Raw genomic sequence first — 11,652 nt, forward strand, 5'->3', positions numbered from 1 at the left:
CTATAGTTGACATCAACTAATCAGAGCTGGATAGTCGACATCAACCAAGGAGGTCGGAACGTGCGGCGCAAGGTCTCGAACCCGTTGGCACTGGCCGTGCTGGCACATCTCGTGATGGGCCCGCAGCACCCCTACGAGCTGGGCAAACAACTCAAGGAGACGGGCAAGGACCGCAACATCAAGTTCAACCGCGGCTCGCTCTACATGGTCGTCGAGCAGCTGCGGAAGGCCGGGTTCGTCGCCGAGCAGGAGACCGTCAAGGACACCCAGCGGCCCGAACGCACGGTCTACGCGCTGACCGACGAGGGGCGCACCGAGCTCTACGACTGGATGCGCGAGCTCGTCCGCGACCCGGTGCACGAGTACCCGCAGTTCGGGGTGGCGCTGTCGTTGATCTCGGTGCTGGACCCGGTGGAGGCCGCGGAGTTGCTCAAAGCCCGCGCCGACGCGTTGACGAGGGACCTCGACGACACGCGCGCCATGGTCGGCAAAGCGACCGACGACGGCGTCGAGTGGATCTTCCTCGTCGAGGAGGAGTACCGGATGTCGTTGCTGGAGGCCGAACTGCGGCTGGTCGAGAAGCTCGCGGGGGAACTGGCGAAAGACGAGTACCAGCGTTCGTGGCGGGAATTCTTCGGGAGGGAACGATGAAGGCGTTAGTCATCGGGGGCGGCATCGCGGGACCGGTCACCGCACTCGCCCTGCAAAAGGCCGGTATCGAGTCGGTCGTCTTCGAGGCCTACGACACAACTGCGGACGGCGTGGGCGGCATGCTCTCCGTGGCGCCCAACGGACTGGCGGCGCTGAAGATCGTCGGGCTCGAGCCGGACTTCGGCGAACCCTTGCGCCACATGGTGATGGCCGACGCCCAGGGCCGCACGCTGGGCCGCATCACGGGAGACATGAGCCGGGTCGTGCCGCGGGCCGAGCTCTACCAGCGGTTGCGCGAGCTGACCGCGGCACAGCGGATCAAGGTGGAGTACGGCAAGCGGCTCGTCGACGTGCGACACGAAAACGGGGTCACCGCAACGTTCTCCGACGGCAGCACGGAAGAGGGCGACGTGCTGGTCGGCGCCGACGGCATCCGTTCGCGGGTGCGCACGATCATCGATCCCCACGCGCCACAACCGGAGTACGTCGGCCTGCTCGGTTTCGGGTCGTACGCCGAGAACAGCGGCGTGCACGCCGATCCGGAGACGATGTACTTCGTGTTCGGCAGCTCGTTCCTCGGCTACTGGGAACAACCGGACGGCAGAATCGCGTGGTTCAACAACCTCGCCGTCGATCAGCCGGAAGAGGTGTCGTCGTCCGCGATCTGGCTGGAACGCCTGCGCGAGGCCTACGGCGACGACATGCCCGCGAAGCAACTCCTGGCGCACAGCCACGAGGTGATCGGCGCGGGACCGCTGGAGATCATGCCGAGCGTGCCGCACTGGTACCGCGACCGCATGGTCCTGGTCGGCGACTCCGCCCACGCCCCCAGCGCCAGCTCCGGCCAGGGCGCCTCACTGGCGGCCGAGTCCGCGGTGCAGCTCGCCCGCTGCCTGCGCGACATCCGAGACATCCCCACGGCTTTCGCCACCTACGAACGCCTCCGCCGGCCACGGGTCGAACGGATCGCGGCACGTGCGACGAAGACCAACAGCGACAAGCGGGGCATGGGCCCGATCACTCGGCTGCTGATGCCGCTCGTGATGAAGACCTTCGGAGCGCGGGCGTTCACGAAGGACCAGAACTACCGCATCGACTGGGACGCTCAGGTCAGCCGGTAGCCGTGCGCGGGCCGGTTCGCCATGCCGTACCGCGGTTGCACCTCGGCCATCCCGATGGTCACCAGGTGCTCCAGGTACCGCCGCGCACTGACCCGCGACAGCCCGGCCCGGTCGCCGACCTCCTGCGCCGACAGATCGGCCTCGCTGGCCTTCAACGCATCCGTCACCAACCGCAGCGTGACGGCCGAAAGTCCCTTCGGCAGCACCACCCGCGGCCGGTGGTGCATCAGCTGGTCGACCTGGTCCTGGTCCAGCACCTGGCCGAGCCGCTGCACCTCGGTGCGCTGGGCGAGGTACTCCCGCATCCGGTCGACGAACGCCGTGCGCGTGAACGGCTTCACCAAGTAGTTGTCCACGCCACGGGACATCGCCTGCCGCACGGTCTCCCGTTCGCGCGCGGCCGTGACGGCGATGACGTCCACCGGCGGTCCGTTGCGTGCGCGCAACCGGGCCAGCACCTCCAGCCCGGACATGTCCGGCAGGTGGATGTCCAGCAGCACGAGGTCCGGCCGCAAGGCCTCGACGGCGCGCAACGCCTCACCGCCGCGGTGCGCCTCGCCGACCACCTCGAACCCCGGCATCGCCTCCAGGAAGCCGCGGTGGATCGCGGCCACGGCGAAGTCGTCGTCCACGACCAGGGTCCGCACGCTCATCGGTTCCCCGTCTCCGGCAGCCACGCGTCGAACGACGCGCCGCCCAGCTCCGAGTCGGTGATCGCCACGCGCCCGTTGCGGCGCGTGACCACCCTCGACACCAATGCGAGTCCTATCCCCCGGTCGGCGCCCTTGGAACTGACGCCCAGGTCGAAGATACGACCACGTTGCGACTCAGCCACCCCCGGACCGTCGTCGTCCACGACCATCCGCACTCCTTGCACCGACGAACGAACCAGCACGCGCACAGTGCCACCCGTCTCCACGGCGTCCACCGCGTTGTCCACCAGGTTGCCCAGCACGGTCAACGCGTCGTCGCCCGCCCGGATGTCCACCGCGCTGCCGGGATCCAGCCGCAGCTCGACGCCGCGTTCGTGCGCGGTCGACGACTTGGCCAGCAGCAACGCCGCCAGCGCTGGGTCGGCGTTGGCTCCGTCGATGATGTCCGCGGTGATCGACCCGGCTCCACCGACCCGCTCAATGTAGGCGACGGCGTCGGCACGCCGGTCCAGGTCCAGCAAGCCACCGATGACGTGGAGGTGGTTGGAGAACTCGTGGGCCTGCGCGCGTAGCACCTCCGTCACGGTGCGTTGGCCGTCGAGCTCCCGCAACGCGTCGTGCAACTCCGTGCGGTCGCGCAAGGTGAGCACGACGCCGACAGCCCGGTCGTGCGTCTTGGCGGTCATCCGGTTCGCGACCAGCACCCGTTCTCCGGCCAGCACCAGGCGGTCCGCGAGATCGTTCTCGGCCCGCGCGAGGTCGAGCAAACCCTCGTCGAGGACCTGCGCCGCGGGCAGGCCGGTCGGGTTGTCGGTGCGCCCGAGCAACCGCAACGCCTCGTCGTTGACCAACGCGAGCCGTTGCCGATCGTCAATGGCCACAACGCCTTCGCGGATGCCGTGCAGCATCGCGTCCCTGGTTTCCAGCAACTGCGCGATCTCGGCGGGTTCGAGCCGGAACGTGCGGCGCCGCACCAGTTGCGTGACCAGCGCGGCGCCGAGCACGCCCACCAACGCCGCGGCCGCGAGCCAGCCGATCAGCTCCGGCAGGTCCTCGGCGAGGTCGGCGGAGAGCTGGCTCTCCAGGATGCCGACGGACGCCATGCCGATGATGTGCCCGTCGGCCGCGCGCACGGGAACCTTGGCGCGCAACGACCTGCCGAGCGTGCCGGTCTCGGTGCCGACGAACACCTCGCCGGACAACGCGGCACTCGGGTCGGTGGAGACGCGTTCGCCTATCCGGCGAGGATCGGGGTGGGCGTACCGGACGCCGTTGCGATCCGTGACGACCACGTACGTCACCTGGGACGCCTTGCGGATCAGTTCCGCCAGCGGCTGGATCGTCGCGGCCGGGTCCGGCGCGTCGAAGGCCTGCACGACCGTGGGCAACCGGGCCACGCTCTCCGCCACGGACAGCATCCGGTCCTTGTAGGCCTCGCGGATGCGGTCGCTCTGCAGCTTGGCCGCGAGCAGCCCGGCGGCACAGGTCGTCATCAGCACGATGACCACCTGCAACACCAGCAGCGAGACGCCCAGCGAGACGGACCGGCGGAACATGAGTGGCATTCTCACCCAAAGCATGTGAACTGCGTCACGAACAAAACGACCAATACGTTCCTTACGACCTATGCCCCGTTTCGTGACCTGCGGCTACCTACTGTCCCCGCCCAACGTTCGCAACGAGGCGAGGAGTGCTCGAATGGGTACGAGCTGGAGACGTGCGGCAGCGGTCGTGGCCGCCGGACTGGTGCTCGCGGGATGTGGTCAGGGCGCGAAGAACGCGGGTGGCGGCAACGACACCGTGGCCAAGCTCGAGATCATGGCCCCCGCCGACCCCGGCGGCGGCTGGGACCAGACGGCGCGGTCCATGCAGTCGGCCGTGTCCGGAGCGAAGCTCGCCGGATCCGTGCAGGTCACCAACGTCGGCGGTGCCGGAGGCACGGTCGGCCTGCAGAAGCTCTCGAACGAGCGCTCCGAGTCGTTCCTGATGATCACCGGCCTGGTCATGGTCGGCGCGGTGGAGACGAACAAGGCGAAGACCCGCCTGGAGGACACCACGCCCATCGCCAGGCTCACGGCGGAGGACGAGGTCGTCGTGGTGCCGGCGGACTCGCCGCACAAGACGATCGACGACCTGCTGAAGGCCGTGGACGAGAAGGGCAAGGGCGTGTCGATCACCGGCGGTTCGGCCGGCGGCACCGACCACATCCTCGCGGGGATGCTGCTCAAGGCGAAGAACATCGACGCGGCCAAGCTGAACTACGTGCCCTACTCCGGCGGCGGCGAGTCGCTGGCGGCGTTGCTGGGCAAGAAGGTCGACGCGGGCATCTCGGGTGTCGGCGAGTACCGGGAGCAGATCAAGGCCGGCAAGCTGCGCGCACTGGCCACGTCCGGGCCGAACGCGCACGCGGACCTGAACGCACCGACCCTCAAGGAACTGGGCGTCGAACTGATCAACTGGCGTGGTGTGGTGGCGCCCGGCGGGATCTCCGCGGCGGCCAAGGACCGGCTCACCAAGCTCGTCACCGACATGCACGCGAGCCAGCAGTGGAAGGACGAGCTCACCAAGAAGGGCTGGTCCGACACCTTCCTCACCGGCTCGGAGTTCTCCACGTTCCTGTCCAAGGAGATCGGTCGCGTGAAGCCGGCGCTGCAGGACATCGGGCTCATCAAGTGATTGCCGAGAAGGTCGAGGAGTACGTGTTCGGCGGTCTGGTCGCGGCGATCGGGGTCTTCACCCTGGTCGACGCGACCACGATCGCCGCGCGCGACGACAACGCGGTCGGACCGCGTGCTTTCCCTTATGCCGTAGGGGCTCTGCTCCTCGTCACGGGTGTGCTGACGATCATCGCCACCGTCCGCGGCAAGCTCGGCGAGGCGGAGGAGGGTGAGGACGTCGACGCCGGCGTCCGCACCGACTGGATCACCGTGGCCAAGCTCGTCGCGGTGCTGATCGCCCACCTGGTGCTGATCGACCTGGTCGGCTGGCCGGTCGCGGCGGCGGTGCTGTTCTTCGGCGCGGCCTGGACGCTCGGCGCGGTGTGGTGGCGCGCGTTGCCGATCGCGGTGGTGCTGGCGTTGATCGTGCAGGTGGTGTTCGCGTACGGGCTGGGCCTGTCGCTGCCCGCCGGGATCTTCGAAGGGGTGCCGTTCCTCGATGGGTGACCTCACCGCACTGCTGGAGGGTTTCGCGACCGCCGCGCAACCCGTGTACCTGCTGTACGCGCTGCTCGGCGTCACGCTCGGCACCGCTGTCGGCGTGCTGCCCGGCATCGGGCCGGCGATGACGGTGGCGTTGCTGCTGCCGTTGACCTACACGCTCGACCCGACCGCGGCGCTGATCATCTTCGCGGGCATCTACTACGGCGGTATGTACGGCGGGTCGACGACGTCGATCCTGCTGAACACCCCCGGCGAGTCGGCCTCCATCGTGACCGCCTTGGAGGGCAACCGAATGGCCAGGGCCGGCCGTGGCGCGGCGGCACTCGCCACGGCGGCGATCGGCTCGTTCGTGGCAGGCACGATCGCGACCGTGCTGCTGACGTTGCTGGCACCGTCCATCGCGGACATCGCGGTGACGCTCGGGCCGGCGGATTACGTGGCGCTGATGGTGGTGGCGTTCACGACCGTGGCCGCACTGCTCGGGTCTTCACCGGTGCGCGGCCTGGCGTCGTTGGGCCTCGGGCTCTTCATCGGCCTGGTCGGCACCGACACGCTGACCGGGCAGCAGCGGTTCACCTTGGGCGTGCCGACGCTGTCCGACGGCATCGACGTGGTCGTGGTGGCGGTCGGCGTGTTCGCGGTGGGCGAGGCGCTGTACGTGGCGGCACGGCTGCGGCACGGGCCGATCGAGGTGATCCCGGTCGGCGGCAAGTGGATGACCCGGGAGTTCTGGTCGCGGTCCTGGAAACCGTGGCTGCGCGGCACCTTCATCGGGTTCCCGATCGGCACCGTGCCCGCTGGTGGCGCGGACGTGTCGACGTTCCTGTCGTACGCGGCCGAGAAGAAGCTGTCGAAGCGGCCGGAGGAGTTCGGCAAGGGCGCGATCGAGGGCGTGGCGGGCCCGGAGGCAGCCAACAACGCGGCAGCGGCGGGCGTTCTCGTGCCGTTGCTGACGCTGGGCCTGCCGACGACTGCGACGGCGGCGGTGATCGTGGCGGCGTTCCAGAGCTACGGCATCCAGCCGGGACCGTTGCTGTTCACCAACAACTCGGCGATGGTCTGGGCGCTGATCGCGTCGCTGTACATCGGCAACGTGATGCTGCTCGTGCTGAACCTGCCGCTGGTGAAGATCTGGGTGAAGGTGCTGCAGATCCCACGGCCGTACCTGTACGCCGGGATCCTGCTGTTCGCGGCGCTGGGCACCTACGCGGTGAACTTCGTGGTGGACGACCTGGTCGTGCTGCTGGTGATCGGTGTGGCCGGGTTCTTCATGCGGCGCCACGGTTATCCGGTCGCCCCGCTGGTCGTGGGCATGATCCTCGGGCCGATGGCGGAAGAGCAGTTGCGCCGCACGTTGCAGATCAGCGAGGGCTCGCTCACCGCGCTGGTCGCGAGTCCGTTCGCGGCGGTCGCGTACAGCGTGCTCGTCGTGATCCTGGTGGTGGCGACGGTGCTGCGGTTGCGGCGCAAGAAGGTGGCTGCCTCGGTGTAACGCTTGGTGCCGAACGACGATCTTGAGGCGTGGGAGGACAACGGTGATCCGGCGGCCCCGGCTCGAGGGGCTGCTCTGCACGACGAGGCTCACGACTCTCGTCGCACCTGCCGGTTACGGCAAAACGACGCTGCTGACGCAAGCGCACACCGACCGTCCGGTGGTGTGGCACACCTGCCAGGAAGGCCATCGGCTGTTGCAGCCGATGGCCTCTGCGTTGGCGGCCGGCTGGACCAGCGTTCCGGCGGTGTCCGGTGAAGACGAGTCCGGGCGGGCACAGGCGATGGCCGGACTGCTGGCCGACGCCTGGCCAGAGGACGTGCTGATCGTCCTGGACGACATTCATGTGCTGAGACGAGAAGATTCGGCCGTTCAGCTGCTGGAGGCGCTCTGCCTGCAGCTGCCGCCGACCGCCCGACTGGTCTTCTCCGGACGGACGCTGCCGCCGTTCTCGTTGCGGCGCTTGAAGGTCGACGGCGAGCTGACCGAGATCACCGCTGCCCAACTGGCGTTCACCGCGGAGGAGACCACCGTGGTCGCTGGGCACGACGTGCACGACGTCACCGGCGGGTGGCCGATCGCGGTACGGCTGGTCGCGGAGACGGGCACCGTCGAGGAGCTCGCCGACCTGGTGGACGAAGTCGTTGGCAGAGAACCGGAACAGACGCGCTCACTGCTGCGGGCCGCTGCGGCGTTCGATCGATTCACGACGGATCTTCTGGTGGAGCTGGGACATTCCGGCGCTCCGGTGATCCTGCCGGACCTCGCTCGGCGCGGGTTGTTCGTGGAACACGTCCGGGCGGAACCGGGGTGGTTCACGCTCGTGCCGTTGGCGCGGGAGTACCTGGAGCCCGCTAGCGGCGTGCATCGGACGGCGGCGAGGTGGTTCGGGGAGCGTGGCGAGTACGTGCGTGCGGTGGATTCCCTTGCCGAGCTGGAGGATTGGCCTGGCGTCACCGCGTTGCTCGACGACGTGTTGCGAACCGGTGGCGCGGACGCGGTGCTGGGGGCCACGGGTCTGGTGCCGGAAGACCAGCGCACGGCCGAGGTGTGGCAGCTCGAAGGTGTGGCGCACCAACTGCGCGGCGAGTGGCGGCAGGCGGCGGACCGGTTCACGAAGGCCACCGAGAACGGGCTGACCGCCGAACTGGCCTGGCGGATGGCGTGGATCCAGCACCTGCGCGGCGGACCGCGGGACGCGTTGAAGATCTGCGAGGAGTGCGCGGACAGCTCGGATCCGATGCTGCTCAGCACTGCGGCGAGCGCGCACTGGGCGTTGGGTGACCTCGAAGCGGCGGAGGCGAAGGCGACACAGGCGCTGGAGACCGCGACCACCGACGGCGCGATCGGCACCGCGCACACCGTCCTCGCGATGGTCGCTGCGGCACAAGGAAAGCGCGACGAGCTGACCGAGCACTACGACATCGCGCTGGACCACGCGCAGAAGGCCGGTGACGTGCTCGGCGTGATCCGCATCCGGTCGAACCGGGCGTCACATCACGTCGAGGCGGGTGAGCACCGGGCGGCGTTGCGGGAGATCGACGAGATGCTGCCGCTCGCGGACGTCACGGGGTTCGCGACGTACCGTGCGATCGGGCTGCACAACCGCGGTGAGGCGTTGCTCGGGCTCGGCCGGTTGGACGAGGCCGCAGCGGATTTTCACGCGGCGCAGAAGGTGTTCGACCAGGCGGGGAGTTGGCTCGCAGCGGCACCGTTGGTGTACCTGGGCGAGGTCCACCGGCTGCGGGGCGACCGGGCGTTGGCGGCGTTCGCGCTGCAGGAGGCGCTGCGGCTGGCGTCCGCCAAGAACACCGTGCCGCACATGCTGCTGGCGCACGTCGGACTGGCCGAGCTGTTCTCCGACGACGACCCGGAACTGGCTCGTGAGCACGCCCGCAAAGCGTTGGAGCTGGGCGAAAGCGTGGCGGCACTGCTCGTGTTGGCGTGGCTCGACGAGGCCAAGGACCTGTGCCAGGAGGCGGCGGAGATCGCGACACGGCGCGGTGACCGGGCCGGGTTCGCACGTTCGTTGCAGGTGCGGGGGCAGTTGGAACGCGACTCCGTGCTGCTCGACCAGGCGCTGACGTTGTGGCGCGAGATCGGCAACCCGCTCGGCGAGGTGCGGGTGCGCACGGCTCAGGCCGCGCTGGTCGGTGGTGCCGCTGGTGAGCAACTCGCCGGTGCGGCACGGCAGCAGGCCGCGGATCTCGGTGCGCGCGTGCTCGCCGAAGCCGCGGCGGTGGTGGCCGAGACCTGCCGCAAAGCGAGCCGGCCGGAGCTGTTCATCCAGACGCTGGGCGGGTTCCGGGTGTTGCGCGACGGCGAACCGCTGCCGCCCGCCGTGTGGCAGTCGCGCAAGGCCCGTGACCTCGTGAAGATCCTCATCGCCCGGCGCGGGCGGCCTATCACCCGTGAGGCGCTGGGAAACCTGCTGTGGCCGGACGAGGAACCGGAGAAGGTGGCGAACCGCCTGGCCGTCGCGTTGTCCACCGCTCGCAGCGTTCTTCGCGCGGGCACGGGAATCGTGGCCGAGGGTGACGCGATCCGGCTCGACCCGGACGTCCTGCCCGTCGACGTGGTCGCATTTCTCGCCGATGCACGGGCCGGACTTGCTGCCGCACAACGGAACTCGTCCGAGGCGCAGTCGCTGCTGGCGGCCGCCGAGTCCGCGTACCACGGCGACTTCCTGGAGGAGGACCCGTACGAGGACTGGCCGGGCGACTTCGCGAGGAAGCCCGGTTGATCTACCTGCAGGTCGTGCAGGTGCTCGCCGCACGGGCCGAGTCCGGTGGGGAGTACGCGCTGGCCAGCAGGTACTGCCTGCGCGTACTGGAACGCGACCCGTACGACGAGCCCGCGCACCTGATGCTGGTGCGCGTCCTCGCCGCCGGAGGGAGTCACGGCGAGGCGAGGAGGTGTTACCAGACCTACGTCACGCGGATGCGCGAGATCGAGGTCGACCCGCGCCCATTTACTGCGAGCACACGACGTAGGGCGTGATCGACCAGCGAATGGCCTGGCCGTCCGGCGCCTCGCCGGAGACGACCGCGACGGGCCCGACCGGCAGGACGCCGTCGATGACCGCGCCGCCGACCGCACCGCCGGCGCTGACCGCCTGCTCGTCTTCCTGACAGGCAACGGACTTCGAGGCGGTCTTGGTCAGCACGACCGAGGAGGTTCCGCCGCGCAGCACCAGCCCCGGCCTGCTGCCACAGATCGCGTGGGCGGTGACGGTGGCGGCGTCGGGCGCCTCGACCAGCGCACCCTTGAGGTTGGTCTTCGGCGCGATCCTGGTCAGGTGCACGCCGTCGGTCTCGCCCGCGACGCCGAGCGCCTTCTGGTTGCCGGGGCAGGCCGCCTCGGCGTTCTTCGTGCTGCTCATGGACACCAGCGTGAACTCGCCGGGCACGCAGTTCGCCCTGACCTTCACCGTCCACGGCTGCGCGGTCCCCGCCCCGTGCTCGACCGCGGTGACCTCCACGCTGCTGAGGTCCGCGCTCGGGCGCACCCGCGTGACCGCCGTCCGCTGACCGGTCACCGAACCCCCGGTGCCGACGACCTTCGTGCCGCTCGGGCAGCTGACCGAGACGGTCTTGTTCACCGACGAGGCCGCGCTGGTGTTCTGCACCTGCACGACCTCGTCGGTGGCCGCGTTCGCCACGGCCGGGCCCGTCAAGCTCAGCACGAACAGCGCCGTGCTCATCACCTTCGCGTTCATGGTCCGAAGGATGCCGAGCCCGCTTAAAGCGGTCTTAAGGTCAGGGACAGCTGACCAGAACGTCGCCGTCCGCGGCGTCGAGGCAGGTGTCCACGCCAAGGCCTCCGTTGAGCGTGTCGTTGCCGGCGAGACCCCAGATGAGGTCGTTGGCGCCGAGCGCGAGGATGTTGTTGACCGCCGCGCTGCCGACCAGGTGGTCGACGAAGTTGGTGCCGGTCAGGTTCTCGACGTCGCTCGCGACGTAGTCCTTCAACGCCAGCGTGTCGTAGCCGTCGTCGGTGCCGGAGCCGATGGTCACCGAGACACCCGAGTTCGGGTGCAGGGCGCTGCCGCTGTTGTAGTCGGCGCGGTCCGTGCCGGCACCGCCGTACACGGACACGCCACCGCGCTTCGGCCGCAACGTGTCGGTGCCGTCGCCACCGCTGATCGTGCCCTTCGCGCGCGTCTCGATGACGTCGTTGCCCGCCTCGCCGTACACGTACGCCGGCATCGCGTCGGCGTTGGTGTTGTCGTACGTGACGTTGATGCGGTCGTTGAGGTCGCCCGCGTTGACCCGGACGGAGGTGATCAGCTTCGTGGTGCCGGACTCGTAGTTGCACCGCACGATGTCGCCGCTCAGCGAACAGCCGGCGCCGACGGCGAGCAGGTCACCGGAGTCGGTGACGGTGAGCCGGTGGCTCGCCGACTCCATGCCGATCACGATGTTGTTCGTCTTGCCGGGCTCGGCCTCGATGACCAGCTGGTGGTTCAGCACGTACACGGTCGTGTGGGGTGCGGCGTGCGCGACGGCGGGCATGGCGACCGCGGCGAGGGCGGCGGCACCGAGACCGATGAGCATTCTCATGCTGTTTCTCCC

The 11,652-nt window shown here is 69.2% G+C and carries 11 protein-coding genes; 7 read left to right on the forward strand and 4 right to left on the reverse strand.

Features of this window, described 5'->3' with window-relative positions:
* The first annotated feature begins 60 nt into the window (after nucleotides 1-60).
* Complete coding sequence (locus DI276_RS37950; protein ID WP_232837202.1) at nucleotides 61-651, forward strand: PadR family transcriptional regulator; 591 nt, start codon at nucleotides 61-63, stop codon at nucleotides 649-651.
* Nucleotides 648-1,772 (forward strand): FAD-dependent oxidoreductase, encoded by a 1,125-nt coding sequence (locus DI276_RS37955; RefSeq protein ID WP_112272794.1) that lies wholly within the window; start codon nucleotides 648-650, stop codon nucleotides 1,770-1,772. The genes DI276_RS37950 and DI276_RS37955 overlap by 4 nt, the downstream gene beginning before the upstream one ends.
* Here DI276_RS37955 and DI276_RS37960 read toward each other — a convergent pair.
* Complete coding sequence (locus DI276_RS37960) at nucleotides 1,757-2,425, reverse strand: response regulator (protein ID WP_112273436.1); 669 nt, start codon at nucleotides 2,423-2,425, stop codon at nucleotides 1,757-1,759. The genes DI276_RS37955 and DI276_RS37960 overlap by 16 nt on opposite strands.
* A complete protein-coding gene (locus tag DI276_RS37965; protein ID WP_232837203.1) occupies nucleotides 2,422-3,981 on the reverse strand; it encodes an ATP-binding protein in 1,560 nt (519 codons plus the stop codon). The genes DI276_RS37960 and DI276_RS37965 overlap by 4 nt, the downstream gene beginning before the upstream one ends.
* A 142-nt stretch (nucleotides 3,982-4,123) precedes the next feature.
* Here DI276_RS37965 and DI276_RS37970 point away from each other — a divergent pair, with 142 nt between their 5' ends.
* Genes DI276_RS37970 through DI276_RS52705 form a run of 5 tightly spaced genes read left to right on the forward strand, consistent with a single transcriptional unit; the run spans nucleotide 4,124 to nucleotide 10,078 of the window.
* Entirely contained in the window at nucleotides 4,124-5,101 is a 978-nt protein-coding gene (locus tag DI276_RS37970) for a Bug family tripartite tricarboxylate transporter substrate binding protein (RefSeq protein ID WP_112272798.1), read from the forward strand.
* Entirely contained in the window at nucleotides 5,098-5,589 is a 492-nt protein-coding gene (locus DI276_RS37975; protein WP_112272800.1) for a tripartite tricarboxylate transporter TctB family protein, read from the forward strand. The genes DI276_RS37970 and DI276_RS37975 overlap by 4 nt, the downstream gene beginning before the upstream one ends.
* A complete protein-coding gene (locus DI276_RS37980) occupies nucleotides 5,582-7,078 on the forward strand; it encodes a tripartite tricarboxylate transporter permease (protein WP_112272802.1) in 1,497 nt (498 codons plus the stop codon). The genes DI276_RS37975 and DI276_RS37980 overlap by 8 nt, the downstream gene beginning before the upstream one ends.
* Before the next feature lie 43 nt (nucleotides 7,079-7,121).
* Complete coding sequence (locus DI276_RS52700) at nucleotides 7,122-9,821, forward strand: hypothetical protein (protein WP_112272804.1); 2,700 nt, start codon at nucleotides 7,122-7,124, stop codon at nucleotides 9,819-9,821.
* A complete protein-coding gene (locus DI276_RS52705; RefSeq protein ID WP_232837204.1) occupies nucleotides 9,818-10,078 on the forward strand; it encodes a bacterial transcriptional activator domain-containing protein in 261 nt (86 codons plus the stop codon). The genes DI276_RS52700 and DI276_RS52705 overlap by 4 nt, the downstream gene beginning before the upstream one ends.
* On the opposite strand, the gene DI276_RS37995 is transcribed toward DI276_RS52705, so the two are convergent.
* Together DI276_RS37995 and DI276_RS38000 are read right to left on the reverse strand one after the other, a co-directional pair.
* Nucleotides 10,050-10,796, reverse strand: coding sequence for a hypothetical protein (locus DI276_RS37995; protein WP_112272808.1), 747 nt, complete (start codon nucleotides 10,794-10,796; stop codon nucleotides 10,050-10,052). The genes DI276_RS52705 and DI276_RS37995 overlap by 29 nt on opposite strands.
* A 40-nt stretch (nucleotides 10,797-10,836) precedes the next feature.
* Nucleotides 10,837-11,640 (reverse strand): calcium-binding protein, encoded by an 804-nt coding sequence (locus tag DI276_RS38000; protein WP_157985204.1) that lies wholly within the window; start codon nucleotides 11,638-11,640, stop codon nucleotides 10,837-10,839.
* Nucleotides 11,641-11,652: the final 12 nt, after the last annotated feature.

The sequence above is a fragment of the Lentzea terrae genome (genome assembly GCF_003265345.1).
In the GTDB taxonomy this organism is placed as follows: domain Bacteria; phylum Actinomycetota; class Actinomycetes; order Mycobacteriales; family Pseudonocardiaceae; genus Lentzea; species Lentzea terrae.